This window comes from Limnohabitans sp. (assembly GCF_031539175.1).
Classification (GTDB): Bacteria; Pseudomonadota; Gammaproteobacteria; order Burkholderiales; family Burkholderiaceae_C; genus Limnohabitans.
Genome location: NZ_JAVKLQ010000041.1, coordinates 16459 through 33386, shown reverse-complemented (window position 1 = coordinate 33386; position 16928 = coordinate 16459). Strand labels below are relative to the sequence as shown.

General features: G+C 59.1%; 15 protein-coding genes and 1 pseudogene. 6 read left to right on the top strand and 10 right to left on the bottom strand.

The genetic code is table 11. From position 1 onward, the window contains the following. Positions 1-147 precede the first annotated feature (147 nt). Genes RMS95_RS07600 through RMS95_RS07585 form a run of 4 tightly spaced genes read left to right on the top strand, consistent with a single transcriptional unit; the run spans position 148 to position 4233 of the window. Entirely contained in the window at positions 148-1017 is an 870-nt protein-coding gene (locus RMS95_RS07600) for a fumarylacetoacetate hydrolase family protein (RefSeq protein WP_310645015.1), read from the top strand. A 20-nt stretch (positions 1018-1037) separates the two neighbouring features. Continuing rightward, complete coding sequence (locus tag RMS95_RS07595; RefSeq protein ID WP_310645013.1) at positions 1038-1895, top strand: dioxygenase; 858 nt, start codon at positions 1038-1040, stop codon at positions 1893-1895. Between the two features lie 39 nt (positions 1896-1934). Further along, a complete protein-coding gene (locus tag RMS95_RS07590) occupies positions 1935-3590 on the top strand; it encodes an FAD-dependent oxidoreductase (RefSeq protein ID WP_310645012.1) in 1656 nt (551 codons plus the stop codon). A 40-nt stretch (positions 3591-3630) separates the two neighbouring features. Next, a complete protein-coding gene (locus RMS95_RS07585) occupies positions 3631-4233 on the top strand; it encodes a 3'-5' exonuclease (RefSeq protein WP_310645010.1) in 603 nt (200 codons plus the stop codon). On the opposite strand, the gene RMS95_RS07580 is transcribed toward RMS95_RS07585, so the two are convergent. The 10 genes and pseudogenes from RMS95_RS07580 to RMS95_RS07535 all read right to left on the bottom strand — a co-directional run bounded on the left by RMS95_RS07580 (position 4230) and on the right by RMS95_RS07535 (position 14360). Further along, complete coding sequence (locus tag RMS95_RS07580; RefSeq protein WP_310645009.1) at positions 4230-5366, bottom strand: alpha-hydroxy acid oxidase; 1137 nt, start codon at positions 5364-5366, stop codon at positions 4230-4232. The genes RMS95_RS07585 and RMS95_RS07580 overlap by 4 nt on opposite strands. Further along, entirely contained in the window at positions 5366-6349 is a 984-nt protein-coding gene (locus tag RMS95_RS07575; protein ID WP_310645008.1) for a tripartite tricarboxylate transporter substrate binding protein, read from the bottom strand. The genes RMS95_RS07580 and RMS95_RS07575 overlap by 1 nt, the downstream gene beginning before the upstream one ends. Before the next feature lie 53 nt (positions 6350-6402). Then, complete coding sequence (locus RMS95_RS07570; protein WP_310645006.1) at positions 6403-7341, bottom strand: fumarylacetoacetate hydrolase family protein; 939 nt, start codon at positions 7339-7341, stop codon at positions 6403-6405. Next, positions 7338-8219 (bottom strand): TauD/TfdA family dioxygenase, encoded by an 882-nt coding sequence (locus RMS95_RS07565; RefSeq protein ID WP_310645005.1) that lies wholly within the window; start codon positions 8217-8219, stop codon positions 7338-7340. The genes RMS95_RS07570 and RMS95_RS07565 overlap by 4 nt, the downstream gene beginning before the upstream one ends. Positions 8220-8245: 26 nt before the next feature. Further along, positions 8246-9409 (bottom strand): iron-containing alcohol dehydrogenase, encoded by a 1164-nt coding sequence (locus RMS95_RS07560; RefSeq protein WP_310645004.1) that lies wholly within the window; start codon positions 9407-9409, stop codon positions 8246-8248. Positions 9410-9489: 80 nt separating this feature from the next. Then, positions 9490-10674 carry an MFS transporter gene (locus RMS95_RS07555; protein ID WP_310645002.1) on the bottom strand — a complete coding sequence of 395 codons (1185 nt, stop codon included), beginning with the start codon at positions 10672-10674 and terminating at the stop codon, positions 9490-9492. Next, the gene (locus tag RMS95_RS07550; protein WP_310645000.1) at positions 10671-11648 is read right to left on the bottom strand and encodes a tripartite tricarboxylate transporter substrate-binding protein; all 978 of its coding nucleotides are present in this window, start codon (positions 11646-11648) and stop codon (positions 10671-10673) included. The genes RMS95_RS07555 and RMS95_RS07550 overlap by 4 nt, the downstream gene beginning before the upstream one ends. Before the next feature lie 46 nt (positions 11649-11694). Beyond that, positions 11695-12288, bottom strand: a complete 594-nt coding sequence (locus RMS95_RS07545; protein WP_310644999.1) for a carboxymuconolactone decarboxylase family protein — start codon at positions 12286-12288, stop codon at positions 11695-11697. A 109-nt stretch (positions 12289-12397) separates the two neighbouring features. After that, a pseudogene (cfa, locus tag RMS95_RS07540) lies at positions 12398-13161 on the bottom strand (cyclopropane fatty acyl phospholipid synthase). Positions 13162-13691: 530 nt separating this feature from the next. Further along, entirely contained in the window at positions 13692-14360 is a 669-nt protein-coding gene (locus RMS95_RS07535) for an ankyrin repeat domain-containing protein (protein ID WP_310644997.1), read from the bottom strand. Between the two features lie 170 nt (positions 14361-14530). On the opposite strand from RMS95_RS07535, the gene RMS95_RS07530 reads away from it, so the two are divergent. Then, positions 14531-16258, top strand: coding sequence for a PQQ-binding-like beta-propeller repeat protein (locus tag RMS95_RS07530; protein ID WP_310644995.1), 1728 nt, complete (start codon positions 14531-14533; stop codon positions 16256-16258). A gap of 74 nt (positions 16259-16332) precedes the next feature. Further along, positions 16333-16926 (top strand): c-type cytochrome, encoded by a 594-nt coding sequence (locus RMS95_RS07525; protein ID WP_310644993.1) that lies wholly within the window; start codon positions 16333-16335, stop codon positions 16924-16926. Positions 16927-16928 lie beyond the last annotated feature (2 nt).

The following is a 16928-nucleotide window of genomic DNA, read 5'->3' as shown; positions in this document are numbered from 1 at the left end:
GACGGATGAGGAATTGACTATGATTGAAAACCGATTGAATCATCGCCCCAGAAAGCGACTAGGATTCAAGACACCTCACGAGGTATTCCATGCCTCGTTAAAGCGTGTTGCACTTCGTCCTTGAATCCGCCTTTCAAAAAACTCGCCATGAAACTCATCAGCTACACGCACGACAACGCCACACGCTACGGGGTCTTGCTCGACCAAGGCGTGGTCGACATGCGCCACTGCATGGACAACGCGCCTGCCAGCATCAATGACTTTTTTGCCCAAGCCAGCGGCAATGCGGCTTTGATGGCCAGCATCGCCCAGCGCGCCGCAGCGGCCACCGCTGTGGCGCTAGACCACATCAGTTTGTTGCCCTGCGTACCCCGTCCTAGCAAGATCATTTGCTTAGGTGTGAACTACCACGACCACGCGGCCGAAGGCGGCAACAAGGTGGCGGACTACCCCACCATCTTTTTCCGTGGGCCTTCGTCGCTGCTGGCACACAACGGCACCATTCCCATCCCGCCCATCTCGACCTCGCTGGACTACGAGGCCGAACTGGCCTTGGTGATTGGCAAAACCACCCGCAACGTGAGCGAAGCCGAGGCCTTGGACTCGGTGTTTGCCTACGCCTGCTTCAACGACGCCACCTTCCGCGACTACCAGCGCAAAACCACGCAATGGACCGTGGGCAAGAACTTTGACCAAACCGGTGGCTTTGGCCCCCACTTGGTCACCGCCGACGAATTGCCACCCGGCTGTGTGGGCCTGCACATCGAGTCGCGCCTGAACGGAAAGGTGATGCAAAGCGCCAGCACCACCGACATGGTGTTCCATGTGGCCCCCACGATTGCCATGATGTCGGCGTGCATGACGCTGGAGCCCGGCGACGTGATCGTCATGGGCACCCCCGCCGGTGTGGGCTATGCGCGCAAACCGCCCGTGTGGATGCAGCCGGGCGACACGATCGAGATCGACATCGAAGGCGTCGGCATTTTGCGCAACCAAATCGGCCTCATGGCCGCTTGATCTCGGACCGAGCACACCCCATGAAAAACATCACCCGAGACAACCTGACGGACACCGTCAAAAGCAGCTTTGCCCACATCGACGATGAACGGCTCAAGCACTTGGTCAACCGCCTTGCGCACCACCTGCATGCCTTTGCCACCGAGACACAGCTGACCCACGATGAGTGGCGCGAAGGCATCGCTTTTTTACACCGCGCCGCCGAGATCAGCAGCCCCTCGCGCAGCGAGTTCACCCTGATGTCGGATGTGCTGGGCTTGTCGTCACTGGTGGACCTGCTGGCCGCCCGACCCGGTGCAACCGAGGGCAGCGTGCTGGGCCCCTTCCACACGCGTGGCTCGCCTTGGATGGACAACGGCAGCAACCTGATCAAAGACAACGTGGGCGACCCTGTGCTGATCCGTGGGCGCGTGACCGACATCCACGGCCAACCACTGCCCGAAGCCACCATCGACTTTTGGCAAAACGCCGACAACGGCATGTACTGGCAAATGGACGACAGCCAGCCGCAAGACAACCTGCGCTGCCAACTCAAGGTGCAGGCCGATGGCCACTTCGAGCTGGCCAGCATCCGGCCTCGCCCTTACTTGGTCCCCACCGACGGGCCTGTGGGCGAGTTGTTGCGCGTGTCGCACCGCGATGCATGGCGTCCAGCCCACTACCACGTCATTGTGGAAGCCCCCGGCTACCGCAGCTTGATCACCGAAGTGTTTGACGCCTCCGACCCGTGGCTTGACAAAGACGCTGTCTTTGGCGTGCGCGCCTCGCTGGTCTGCGACTTCAAAAGCGAGTCTGACGCCGCCACCGCAGCGCGGCTGGGATTGCCCGCGCAGTACTTTGCGATTGACCTGCCCATTCGGCTGGCCCGCGAAGATTGATCGACGTTCCTCGTGTCCACTCACCCGCAAACACCCCCCATGGCCCAAACACTCACAACCGACGTCCTCATCGCAGGTGGCGGCCCCTGCGGCCTCATGCTGGCCAACGAACTGGGACGACGCAACATCCGCTGCCTGCTGGTGGACGCCAAACCCGGCACCGCCTTCAACCCGCAGGCCAACGCGACACAGGCGCGGACCATGGAGCATTTCCGGCGTCTGGGCTTTGCGGACGAAATCCGCAGCATGGGCTTACCGCCCGATCACCCGACCGACATTGCTTACCTGACCCGTTTTGCAGGCACCGAACTGGCGCGCTTGCGCTTGCCCACAGCTGCGGCGGCACCCCAAGCCATTAAAAACATGTCGGGCTCTTGGAGCGCGGCAGAACTGCCGCACCGCGTGTCGCAAAAATATGTGGAAGTCTGCCTGCACCAGCAGGCAAAACAACAGGCCAGCGTCGAGATGCGCTATGGCTGGCAGCTCAAAAGTTTCAGCGACGTGGGCACTGGCGTTGAAGCCGTGGTGCAAGCGGTCGACGGCGGCGAGCCCGTTCACGTGAAAGCGGCCTACCTGATCGGTGCTGACGGAGCCCGCAGTTTTGTGCGCAGCCAACTGGGCATCGCTTGGGGTGGCGCCACCGGTTTCAAGCGCAAATTCATGGGCGGCAAGATGCTGGCCGTGTACCTCAAAGCCCCCGACTTCTACGCCCGCAACCCCAACGATCGGTCGTGGATGTACGTGGTGGTCAACCCCGAGTTACGCGCCTTCATCATGTCGGTCGATGGCGTGAGCGAGTTCGCCTTTCACATCCAGATGGCCGATGACGCCGCCACCGATGCGCTGACCGAGGCCGACGCACGGCGTTTGTTTTCGCAGGCCTTTGGGCAAGACATCCACATCGACATTCTGTCAATGGCCACTTGGCTGGCGGGCCATGCGCTGGTGGCCGAGTCTTTCCAGAAAGGCCGTGTTTTTCTGGGCGGCGATGCCGCGCACCTGTTCACACCCACAGGCGGTCTGGGCTACAACACCGCTTTCGAAGACGCGGTCAACCTGAGCTGGAAACTGGCCAGCGTGCTCAAAGGCCAAGCCCCTGCCACATTGCTGGACAGCTACGAACGCGAACGTCAGCCCCTAGCCATGCGCAACACGGGCTATGCGAGGCAGTTTGCCGACTCGATTGGCCTGTTTGAAGCCGCCCCCGAGTTGGAAGACCAGAGCCCCCAAGGTGAACAGGCCCGCGCGCTGGCCTCGGAGTACCTGAACGGCCATGTGCGCCGCGAGTTCAACATCCCCGGCGTGACCTTTGGTGGCCGCTACGACCACAGCCCCATCATCGTGGGCGACGGCACCTCGGCCCCACCCGATGCCGCCAACACCTACGTGCCTTGCGCCACGCCAGGTGGGCGTCCGCCCCATGCTTGGCTGCCCGACGGACGCTCGCTGTTTGACACGTTTAACTTTGAGTGGACCCTGCTGGTGTTGGGCGCTGAGCCCCCTGAAACACACGCCTTCGCGTTGGCCGCAAAAACCAAAGGCATCGACCTGAAAGTCGTGCGCCACATCAGCAGCGACCTACTGGCGCTGTACGAAGCCCCGTTGGCCTTGATTCGCCCCGACCAAATCGTGGCTTGGCGCGGCCACGATGACACCCACGCGGAGGCCATCCTCGCTCAAGTGCTGGGGGCATGAAGCTACAGTCCATGCTTCAGACACGGACACTCCCAGCTTCATGAACACCCGCCACGCCACCCCTGACAAAGACGCCATCGCCCTACTCCCGCCTTTCGAAAGGCTGGGCCTTGACCGCATCACTCTGGTGAACACCGGCGCACAAGCCTGTGCAGCCCATGACGCCTTGGTGGCGGTACAGGCATGGGGGTTCGACACGGAATCGAAACCCACGTTTCGTGTGGGCGAGTCGTCGGACGGGCCGCATGTGTTGCAGCTCTCCACACGCGAGCGCGCTTGGGTGTTTCAGCTGCACGACACCGAGTGCCGTGCGGTGGCGGCCGACCTGTTGGCACGAGGCGGCATCGCCAAAGCAGGGTTTGGTTTGGGCGATGACCGCAAACGCATCATCCACAAACTGGGCATTGAACCTGCAGGTATTTTGGAGCTCAACACCATCTTTCGCGAACGCGGTTACCGCAAAGACATGGGTGTCAAAGGCTCGGTGGCTGTGCTGTTCAACCAGCGTTTTCAAAAATCCAAAAAAGCCGCCACCAGCAACTGGGCCAACGCGCAGTTGAGCGAATCGCAATTGGTCTACGCTGCCAACGATGCGTATGCGGCGATTTGCGTGTGGGACGCGTTGCAGGCAAGCGCTATTTAGCGCCCCAACAACGCCGCGTTAATTTCCCCCACATTGCGCACACCGCACAGCTGCATGGTGCGCACCAATTCAGACTGCAAAATCTCCAAAGCTCGGGCAGCACCGCGCTCACCGTCCGACACCGCGCCAAACAAGGTGGCGCGTCCCAGCAACACGCCGTGCGCGCCTAGGGCCAAGGCTTTGACCACATCTTGCCCACGACGCACGCCACCATCCACAAACACCGGCACGCGCTGAGCCACGGCTTGCACCACACCGGGCAACGCATCAAGCGTGGCCATGGCACCGTCGAGCTGACGGCCACCGTGGTTGGACACCACGATCGCATCACAGCCCATGGCGCAGGCGCGGTCGGCATCGTCAGGATGCATGACGCCTTTGAGAATCAAGCGACGGGGCCAGGCATCGCGCATGCGTTGCAGGGCATCCCAATCGAAAGCGGGATCGTAGTTGCGGCCCACCGATGACGCCATGCTGGACGCACTTTTGGCTTGCTCATCCAAACCAATCAGGTTTTCCATGACGGGCATGCCTTGGCGCAGCATCTGCCAGCACCAGGCTGGTTTTTGGGCGAAGTCGAGCACGTTTTTGGGCGTGAAGCGAAACGGCACAGAAAAGTGATTGCGGTGGTCACGCTCGCGCTTACCGCCCACGGGCAGGTCGACCGTGATCATCAAGGCTTCGTAGTCAGCCACGCGGGCGCGCTCAACCAAGCGGGCCAAAAAAGCTTTGTCTTTCAAGATATAGGCCTGAAACCACAAGCGCCCGGGCGCGGCATCGGCAATGCGCTCAATCGAGGCGGTGGCCGTGCTCGACAAGGTGTAGGGAATGCCCAAGGCCGCTGCCGCTTTGGCAATGGCTACATCGGCGCCATGTCGACCAAAACCCAAAGCGCCAGTGGGCGCAATGGCCGCAGGCATGGCCATGGACTGACCGAACAGCGCGGTGTTGGTGTGCACCACCGACACATCTTTCAACACACGTGGCAAAAAGCGGTGCTGCTGAAACGCCAAACGGTTGGCCGACAAGGTTTGCTCGTCTTCAGCGCCGCCATCAAAGAAATCAAAAATCGCGCGCGGTAAGCGGCGCTGTGCCGCGGCGCGCAGGTCGGCAATCGCGTAGGCGGGATTCATCAGTTAAGGTCCGCTTTCACCGCGGCGGCTTTGATCACGCTGTCCCACCGCTCGTAGTCGCGCTTCAAAAAGGCGGTGAACTCCGCGGGCGTATCACCCACGATCACAGCACCTAGTTTTTCAAGTTGCGCGCGCACATCGGGTTTGGCCAAAGCTTTGGTCATGGCCTCGTGCAAGCGGGCGACGACGGCGGGTGGCGTTTTGGCGGGGCCTAACAAGCCGACCCAAGGCGCGGTTTCTTCAAAGCCCGCAAAGCCCACCTCCCCCATCGTGGGCGCGTCGGGAAACTGCGCCAACCGCTTCGCACTGCCCACCGCCAGAATTTGAATGCGCTTGGTGGCCAAGTGGTCGGCCAAGCCAATCACGGGGTAGAACATGAAGTCCACCCGCCCAGCCATCACCTCTAACAATGCGGGGCCGTTGCCTTTGTAGGGCACATGCAGCATCTTCACCTTCGCGGTGGTGCCGAGCAGCTCACCCGCCAAGTGCCCAGACCCACCGCTGCCGGACGACGCAAAACTCACCGCTTCTGGCTTGGTGCGCGCTTGCTTGAGCAAGTCGGGAATCGACTTGAGCGCGGAATCGTTGCCCGCCACAGCGACCAAAGGCAGCGTGGCCGCATTGGAGATGGGCGTGAAGTCGGTCTTGGGGTTGTAGCCCGCTTGCTCGCCCAACAAAATGGGGTTGACGTTCATCCCTAAGGACGAAAAGAGCAAGGTGTAGCCATCGCCTGGCGCGTTGCGCACCTCGCGGGTGGCAATCATCGAACTGGCCCCCGCTTTGTTTTCAACCACGATGGATTGACCCAAAGTGACAGACATGTCTTTGGCCAACACGCGGGCGATCACGTCGGTCGGGCCTCCGGCGCTGAACCCCACCAGCAGGCGAATCGGTTTCGTGGGGTACACATCGGCAGCATGCGTCCAGCTGCACAGGGCCAACAGAGAAGCGGCCAGAAGGCTAGAAAGTTTGGGGTGCGTCATGTGTGTCTCTCGTTATGTTTCTGAGTTTTAAAGGGCTGCGATGGAGGTGGCGGTCAGCCAATGGCGTGCGTCATGCTGCCCACCCCAGTAACCTCCAAACGCAGCTGATCGCCGGGTTGCAAATAGACAGGCGGCTGGCGAAAAGCACCAATGCCCGCGGGTGTGCCGGTGGTCAAGATGTCGCCAGGTTCCAAGGTCATGAACTGCGACACATAGGCCACCAGCGCTTTCACAGAAAACAGCATGTCAGCGGTGTGCCCGTGCTGCATACGCTCACCGTTGAGCCAGCACGACACGTCCAAGGCTTGCGGATCGGGCACCTCGTCGCGCGTCACCAGCCACGGCCCCATGGGGCAAAACCCGTCCATGCTTTTGGCGAAGGTGGTTTGCGCGGGCGAGACGTCAAACTGAAACTCGCGTGCGCTCACATCGTTGAGCACGGTGTAACCCGCCACAACGCTCAAGGCATCGGCCTCGGCCACGTCGCGCGCATACGCGCCAATGACCACGGCCAACTCAGACTCGAAGTCCAGCTTGGTCACGCCTTTGGGCCGCACCACCGATGCACCGGGCGCTGCCACGGACGACGACATTTTGAAAATAATGCGCGGCTTCTCAAACGGTGCCACACCCGTCTCTTTGGCGTGGTCCGCGTAGTTGCGCCCGACCCCAATGATCTTGCCGGGCCTAGGCACGGGCGCGAACAGCGTGACATCGGCCAGCGCTGGCATAGGAGTAGTGGCTTGCGCCAAATGCGGGGTTGTGACCTTCGCCACGTGGGCTTGCAAAAGCGCATGGGCCTCGGCCCCCGCACTGAGCCAACGCAGGATGCCGCCTAGGGGTGCGACCGTGCCAGCGGCCAAGTGGTGCGCCACGGCTTGCGCAGACACAGGCAAGGCTTCGAGCCAATCAGAGATGTCCAGCACGCGGTCGTTCAACACGACACCGGTGCGCACCCGTGGATCAGACAGTCGGTAGGTGATGAGCTTCATGCCTCTGCCACATCAAAGTAACGGGTCGCCATGACTTGGCAGCGCTTGATGTAGCGGGGTTCATCGGGCCGGTAGTCGGGCACGGCGTTGTGCAGCGTGCCCAAGTTGTCCCACATCAAGACATCGCCCACTTGCCAGCGGTGCTTGTATTGAAACTTGGCTTGCAATTGGTGGGTGAACAAAAACGCCAACACCTCGGCGCTCTCGTCTTCAGGCAGTTCGTTGATGCGCATCGAGTACCCGGGGTTGGCATACAAGACTTTCTTACCGGTGATCGGGTGCACCATCACCGCCGGATGCGACACCGGCGGTTTGGCGGCGCGCTGAGCGGGTGTCAGCGGTCCGCGCGTGCTGCCGGGCTTGGCGCGCATCATGTCCCAAAACTTGGCGAAGTCGTGGGTGATGGTTTTGCCTTCCAAGCGCTGCTTCATGGCCTCGGGCAAATCATCGTAAGCGGCATGCATGCTGACAAACTCGGTGTTGCCCAAGGGTTCGCCATTGCGGTGCGGAATTTCTAAGCCATACAAGATGTTGGTGAACGCCACCATCTTGCTGTACGACATGTCGGTGTGCCAGTCTTGGCCTGCATCACTCAAACCCAAAGGCTTGCCGTCAGGTCCCACTTTGTTGGACAAGATCATCACCTCGGGCAAGCCCGGCTCTTGGTAGGCATTGGCCACGTTGATTTCAAGCTGACCAAAGCGTTCAGCAAATTGCTTGAGTTGCAAGGAGGTCAGCACTTGCTTGGGGTAGCTCAACACGCCGAAGCGCCCGAGCGCTTGCTCGATCTCGACAAATTCGGCAGGTGACAAAGGCTGCGACAAATCCAAGCCCTCGACACGGGCGCCCAAAATTTCACCGCTCTGAATAATTTGCATCTTTTATGTCCTCGTTCAACATCACTTCACCACGCTGCCATCAGCAGGTCTTGCATTTCTTGCGCCGAGGTCACCACACGCGGGTTGTAAGCCAAACCACGCTCGTGCAACACATGCTCGGCCACGCCGCGCAAGGACGCCTGTGCCACACCCACATCGCGCAAACGGGTGGGCACGCCTGTCACACGCTGCAGGTCTAACAACCAGTCCAGCACTGCCTCGGTGGGCCTCGCCGCTTGTATAGATAAGCCCAAGGCTTGCGCCATGTGTTGCATCGCCTCTGGCACAGCGGGCGCGTTAAAGCGCAAGGCGTGCGGCAAGATGACGGCGTTGGCTTCGCCATGCCCAATGCCACACGTCGCCCCCAGCACATGGCACAAGGCGTGATGCAGGCAACTGCGCGCACTGGCCAACACCATGCCCGACACATGCGCGGCCACCAACATCTCCGACCGTGCAGCCACTTCTTGCGGATGCTGTGCCACGGCGCGCATCGCACGGTCAAAGCCGCACAAACCGGCCACGGCCAAGGCATCGGTCACGGGTGATCGGTTTTTGGAATACAAGCCTTCGATGCAATGCGCGAGGCCATTCATGGCGGTGGCCTGCATCACCTTATCGGGCATGTGCAAATTGGCTTGAGGGTCTATCAAAATCACGCGACTGGCCAAGGCTGCGTCCCAAAACAAAAGCTTGGTGCCGTGCTCAGTGCGGATGCCCAATGAAGGGGTCACCTCAGCGCCTGACGCCGTCATGGGAATGGCGACGATGGGCAATTTTTCACGCACAAAGTTGGGGGTGATCACCTGTGCGGGCGGTATGAACCGGCTGGCATGCTGGGCCAAGGGCTCGCCTTCGGCCAGCACCAACGCGGTGGCTTTGGCCGAGTCGCACACGCTACCGCCGCCCAAACACACAAAACCATCTGCCTGATGTGCCAACGCCAAAGCGGCCAAGCGCTGCACCGTTGCAACGGACGAATGCGCGGGAATGTCGGCCACCTCGGTCACTTGAAAATCAGCCAGCAAGGACCTCAGCTGGCCAAACAGAGGTGTGCGTGACATGCGCGCACTGGTCAGCAACATGGGACGACGCACTTGCAATTTGCGCAGCTCGTCTGGCAAATCCAACACAGCATCCGCTCGGCACACCACGCGGGTGCGTGTGGATTGGTGTTGAAAGGCGGTCATGAAAGTCATATGAAATGAGCTTATCGACTTTTCACAAAATACAAACTTGGCCATGTCCCCCGCTGGACATGGCACAACCTTCACGCGTGGGTCTTGCGCTGACTCCAGTACAGCACGCAGCCACACACCGTGGCCACCACCACCAAGGCCGTGAAGCCCGCGCGGTAGGTGCCGAACAGTGCCGACAAGGCGCCAAAAATCGGCGGGCCCACCACCACACCAAAGAAGGTGAACACCAAGGTGCCACCGGTGGCCACGCTGGCCATGCCTTCGGGTGCGCGCTTGGCCACTTCAGCCAAATAGACACCGTTCCAGCCAATGGCCGAGGCGCCAAAGGTCAACAAAATAAAGATCACCCAAAACTTAGGCGTGTCGTGTGTCAAGGTGGTGGTGGCCAAAGCGCCCAGCGCCATCATGGCCGCCAACAGCAACAACATGCGACTGGCCCCGAGCCAACGGTCAGCGACATAGCCCCACACAATGCGCCCCGCCATGCCGCCGAATTGCGTGACCGACAAGGCCAAGCCCGCGGCCACCAAGCCGTAGGCCAAATCGTCGTGCAAGAACGTGACGAGGTAGGTGGTGAGCGAGAGTTGCACCATCGAGAACATGAACGAGCACGCCGCCATACTGGCCAACGTGCGGTGCGCCAACACCAAGCGAATGGGTTGTATCCAACTGCCTCCGTGCATGGGCAAGCTGGGTTGACGATCGTGGTCGAGGTCATGGCGCAAGGGTTGCGAGATGGCCGCACACACCAAACAAACGCCCGCCACCACCGCCATACAAATTTGCCAAGGCAAGCCCAGCAGCAGCGTGGGCACAATCGCGCCCGCCAACAAACTGCCCAAAGGCACGCCCGTTTGTTTGAGCGAAAACACCAAGGACATTTGGTGCTTGGGCGTGGTGCGCGCGAGCAAGTGCGAACTTGCGGGTGTGATGGGTCCGTAACCCAAGCCAATGCAAAACGCCCCCACAGCGGTGGCCACCAGCCAAGGCATGGCGCAGAGCACCAAGCCCAAGGCGCACAACATCAAACCGACTTGGCTGACGCGAATTGCCCCCAAGCGTTTGACCGCGGCGCCGCCCATCAAACTCGACACCATCGCACCCGCATAAGTGATGGCCACATACACGCCCACCAAAGCAGGCGACACCTGTAAATCTTTGGCAATCACCGGCGCCATGACCGGTAAGGTCAACAGCGCCATCGACACCATCGCCTGAATCACGAGCGTCAGGAGCAACGCGAGCCAGTTGCTCAATTGGGTTTCACTCCGGCTTTGGTGAGCAAGGGGCCGAGGGTGTCCATCTCGTACTTCAAATGTGCACGCAAGGCCTCGGGTCGCGCTTGGTCCGGCGAGACCGCCGAAATGCCCATGGCCTCCAAGCGTTGGCGCACCTCGGGGTCAGACACAGACTTTTGCAAAGCCGCGGTCAACTGATCGAGCACCGGCTTGGGCGTGCCTTTGGGCGCATACAAGCTAAACGAAATGTTGATGTCCAAGCCCTGTACACCCGCTTCGGTGATGGCGGGCACATCGGGCAAACCACTCAAGCGGCTTTTGCCAGCCGCTGCATACGCTTTGACTTTGCCCGCTTTGACCGGTGGCACCGTGCCCGAAGTTTGGTCGCACAGCACATCGACTTGACCGCCCATCAAGTCCGTCAAGGCAGGGCCTGTGCCTTTGTACGGAATGTCATTCATGCGCACATTCAAGGCGCTCTGCATCATCAAGCCGCACAGGTGCGAAGCCGAACCCACACCCGCATGGGCGAGGCTGATCTTGGGGCCGTTGGCTTTGACGTAGCTCACAAACTCGGCCAAGTCTTTGGCCGGAAAGTCGTTGCGGGTGACGATCACCATCGGGCCACTGGTGGCACGACCAATGGGCTCGAAATCGTCCACGGGGTGGTATGGCAAATTTTTGAACATCGCCTGATTGGTGGCGTGGCTGACATGAATCATCAGCAAGGTATAGCCATCCGGCTTGGCGCGCGCCACCTTGGCTGTGCCGATGGTGCCCGAGGCGCCGGCGGTGTTTTCCACCACAATTTGTTGACCCAAATGCTTTTGCATCGCGCCCGCAAACACGCGGGTGATGGTGTCGCCAGGGCCACCGGGGGCATACGGCATCATCATGGTGAGGGTGCGGTTGGGGAAGTCTTGGGCCACTGCGTGCAAGCCCGCCAAGGCGAGCGACAAAGCGACCAACGTGCAGCGAAGAGAGGCGTTCATGAAAGTCTCCAAATCAGGGGCGGTGAAGATGCGGCCAAAGCGCCGGTCAAGCAGCGAGCAAACGCTGGCGAATGTCCACGGGGTCCAACACCTCAAGCGGCAACGCACCGCCGTTGGGAATACCCACTTGCGTGGCGTTCAAGAGCATCGACACCATGACGTAGGTGCCTGACAACACGGTCAAGTCGATCACCGCTTGCTCACCGAGGTGATCGACCGCCTCTTGCCACAGCGCGTCGGGCACACGGTGATTGAGGGACAGTTGCACGCAGTAGTCGTACACCAGGCGCTCATCGGCTTGCATGGTGGTGGGGCGTCGGCACTGCTGTAAATCGCGCATCACATCGTCTGACAAACCTGACTTGCGGCCGATGATTTCGTGCGCCCACCACTCGTATTGCGCGTTAGAGATGCGCGCCTGAATCAGGATGGCGAACTCGTTGAGACGTTTGTTGACCGAGGTTTTGAAGCGCAGGTAGTCTAAAAAATCAAAGCACCGGCGCGCCATGTCTGGGCTGCGCAACAAGGCGTTGTAAGGGCCACCCAAAGCAGCGCTAGAGACTTTGAGAATATCGTCCGCGAGAGGCCGCACGGCTTCGGGTAAATCCGCATAGGCGATCTGAGGCAGGCGTTCGGTCATGGTCTCTCCAGCAAGGTAAGGGCCGATCTCTTCGGATCGCTGATTGTGCCCGCCTCAGTGGTTGGTCCATTTCTCCCCTGTCGCCAACGCTTCAACCAACATGCGTGAATTAAAACAACGGCCGTCTGTAGCCCGAGGGCACACCGCGTGGCGACAACACCAATTGCCAAAGTTGGCTGTCGCGCGCGCGAAACGATCCTGCACAGCACAACAAGTAATAGCGCCACATGCGGTAGAAGCGCTGGTCATAGCGTGACTGCAAGCGGGGCCACGCAGCCTCAAAACGTGCATGCCAAGCCATCAACGTGCGGTCGTAATCGGCCCCGAAATTGTGCCAATCTTCCAAAACAAATTCGGGCTCAACCGCGGCTGCTATTTGCTTCACAGAAGGCAATATGCCGTTCGGAAAGATGTATTTTTCAATCCAAGGATCGGTGACCACATCGGTCTGATTTTTGCCAATCGAGTGAAGCAAAAACAAGCCTTCGTCTGTGAGGCTTCGTCGGGCCATGGCGAAGTAGGCTGGGTAATTTTTTGATCCCACATGTTCGAACATGCCGACTGAAGCGATGCGGTCAAATTTTTGGGCGCCAATCTCATTGAACAATCGGTAATCGGTCAACTCAAAACGAATCGGCAACCCGTGTGTCTTTTGAGCACCCCATTGCGCCTGTTCATGCGATACCGTCAGTCCCACACAGCTCACCCCATAACGTTCAGCGGCAAGCCGCATCAAGCTTCCCCAACCGCAGCCGATGTCTAGCAAACGCATTTCGGGCTGCAAATCAGCTCAAGCTTGGCCTCTTGTGCCGTTTCTAACGCGTCTGCATGCGCCCAATAACCGCAGCTGTAGGCCATGTAGGGGTCCAACATGGCTTCATACAAATCGTTGCCCAAGTCATAGTGCTGATACCCCACTTGCCAAGAGCGTGGCACAGATTGCATATTCATAAAAATCGCCCGAAACACAGCAAGCCATTGATCGGGACGGTGCAACTGTTTGTCGAGTCCTGCGCGGATTAAGCGTGCGGTGAGTTCATCAATGCTGTCGCAATCCCACCACCCGTCCATGTAACTTTCGCCCCATGCCAGATGCCCTTTGGCCAACACACGATCAAACAAAGCGTCGTTGTGAACTCTCACATCCCAAGGCTGCTGACCGTTGATGCGAACGCCCGCCTTCTCCAGCCACGTTTCAGCCACATGCCATTGAGAACTAATAAGCGACGCATCGCTTGAAATCTCGAGGTTCATATTGCACCTTGCTGCTATGAGTTGAAACACACAAGCGATGCTAAAACTGCAGCAAAAAAATGCAAATACACAAAAAAAGGTATGCAGGCGAACCCACCGCCGGATCGGCCTGATCGTTTACGTTTTGTCAGGCCCTGTACATTGCGCGTTCAACGGCTCAACGAGGCTGTCAGCAACTGCGCCAAGGCAAGATGATTGCCGTCACGTGCAAGATCCACTGCGGATTTTCCACGGTTGTCTTTGGCCTCCTTTTCAGCGCCTTGAGACAGCAAATAGCGCACGGTCTCGTCTTGGCCGTAAGCAGCCGCCCACATCAGCAAAGTGAGGTCGTTTTCAAGCTTCGCGTTGACATTGGTACCGGCCTTGACGAGGTCTTGTAGACAAGCCGTGCACCCGTGCGCAGCAGCATACGTTGCAGCATTTTTCTTGACACGATCCAATGGCTCGGTTTTGGCCCCAGCCGCAAGCAAGGCGTTGAAAATCTGTGGATTGGCGCTGAAAGCTGCGCCCATGAGCGGTGTCACCCCCGAAAGATTCGCCAAATTCACATCCGCATTGGCCTTGAGTAACGCCTGCACCAAGTCGGCATTGCCCTTGGCGGCAGCCATATTGAGTGGCGTGTCGCCATTGCGATCTCTGGAGTTCACGCTTGCGCCTTGATCCAACAGCGCTTGCACGCGCTCGACCTTGCCCACACGGGCAGCCATCACAAACTGGCCATTGATGTTGATTTGGTCCATGCCCTTTTGCGCGTAGGCAGCGGTTTGCATGCCTAGCAGGCCGCTGCCAATCAAGACGAGATGAATGAGTTTTTTCATGGACGATCTCCTTAAGTTGCCTAGATCATCGCAGGAATTCTTTATAAGTACTTTCCCTTTAATGTGCTCTAGTTACTAGCAAATTCATCACATCGAGCGTAGATTGTCCAACGCCTCCCTGTTTCGTTGCCGATCTGTGCAACGCCTAACCACCTCACCAGGACAAACTTATGAAGCAAATTTTCAGCATCAAGCGAATAGCCGCTGCATCCGCCCTGCTTTGCTTAACCGGCATAGCGGTCGGCGAAGAAATTCAAGGCCAAAAAGGCATGAATGCCAGCGGCGCCAACATCGACAAAGGCATCAACGTCACGCAAGACCAACTGAACAAAGCAGGTGGCCAAACAGCGAACTGGTTGCACACCAACGGCGACTACGAGCAAACGCGTTTTTACAAAGGCACGCAGATCAATGCGGGCAACGTGAAGAATATGCGCCCTGAGTTCACCTTCCAAACGGAAGTGCGCGAGTCCATGGAAACCGCCCCCATCGTGGTCGACGGCATCATGTACATGACCACCTCTTACAACCATGTCTACGCACTCGATGCGGTGACTGGCAAAGAGTTCTGGCACTACAAACACAAGATGGGCCCCATCACCACCTTCTGCTGCGGCCCGAACAACCGCGGTGTCGCGGTCGAAGGCGGCAAGCTCTTCATGGGCACACTCGATGCACGCTTGGTGTCTTTGGACGCCAAGACCGGCAAGCTGCTGTGGGACACCGAAATTGCTGACCCAGAAAAAGGCTACAGCGAAACCATGGCCCCCACGGTGGTTGACGGCAAGGTGCTGATCGGCACCAACGGCGGTGAATACGGCATTCGCGGCTTCGTCAAAGCCTTCGATGCCAACACCGGCAAACTCGCTTGGACTTTCCACACCATCCCTGAAAAAGGCCATGAAGGCGTGTGGGCCGTCAACGACGCCACAGGTCGCAACATGCACCGCGACATCGCCGCCGAAAAAGCAGCGCTGGCTCGCGACAGCTCCTTCTTCCAAACCTTGGGCGGTGGCGTGTGGATGAACCCCGCTGTGGACGTCAAGTCACGCACCATCTTCTTTGTGGTCGGCAACCCCTCGCCTGACCTGTACGGTGCTGAGCGTCCTGGTGACAACCTCTACACCGACTCGCTGGTGGCCGTTAACCTCGACACCGGTGCCTACAAGTGGCATTACCAATACATCGCCCACGATGTGTGGGACTTGGATGCCGTCAGCCCCCCCATCTTGATGGACGTGAAAGACAAAAACGGCAAGATGGTGCCCGGCGTAATCCACGGTGGCAAAACCGGCCACGTGTATGTGCATCACCGCGATACCGGCGAGCTGATCCGCTTCTCTGAAGCCATGGTGCCGCAAGAAAACATGTGGGTCCTGCCCACCGCCCAAGGCGCTCGCATGCTGCCTGGCGCGAACGGCGGCGTGGAATGGTCACCCATGGCCATCAACCCCAAGCTGCGCATGGCATACGCCCTGAACTTGCACCAACCGATGACGTACCACGTCGAAGCAGCTAAGTACCCCGGCGGCAAGCTGTGGTTAGGCGGCGCGTTCAAGGTGATCGAAGGCGAAAAGCAATGGGGCCGCTTGGCTGCCGTGAACGTCGACACCGGCAAAATGGCTTGGAAATTTGACACCGAACAACCCCTGATCGGTGGCGCATTGGCCACGGCCGGCGACTTGGTGTTCTACGGTGAAGGCAATGGTTTGTTCCGCGCCTTGGATGCCCGCAACGGCAAAAAACTGTGGGAATACAACTGCGGTGCGGGTGCCAACGCCATGCCCGTGTCTTACACCGTCAAGGGCCGTCAATACGTCGCCATGGGTTGCGGTGGCAACACCCAACTCGACTTCAAACGCGGCAACTCGATGGTCGTGTTTGCATTGCCTAAGTAATCCAACTTAGCCTTGAAAATGGCCACCCTCTGTGGTGGCCATTTTTTGATTTTTAAAACTTGTCCTATACAGCCATGAATTTGCGCATCACTTCCCTGCTCTTGTGGGCCCTGTCTGCTTTGACGTTTCAAGCACAGGCCCAACCCTCAGAACAAGACATTCAAAACGGCAAAGCCAAAGCCCAAGTGTGTGCCGCCTGCCACGGGGCCGATGGCAATTCAGCAAGTGGCGAATTTCCTAATTTAGCGGGCCAATCTTGGCGCTACATCTATGTCCAGCTCAAGGACTACAAAGAAGGCCGCCGCAGCCATGCCGTCATGACCGCCATGGCGTCTACCCTGAGCCGTCAAGACATGATCGACATCGGCAACTATTACGCCGCACAAAAAGCCAAGCCCTCCACCTACAAAACTGACGACGCCAAGATCGCCCTTGGACGTGCCAAAGCCGATGAAACACTGTGCGCCATGTGCCACCTTGGGGGCTTTGCCGGTCAAAACGAAATTCCGCGCGTCGCGGGTCAGCAGTATGAATACATCGTCAAACAGATGACCGACTTCAAAGCCCGCACCCGCACCAACGACGCCGGCAACATGACCAGCGTGGCGCAAACCTTGTCCGAGAAAGACATCGAAAACCTCGCGCACTTCATCACCAGTTTGCGTTGATC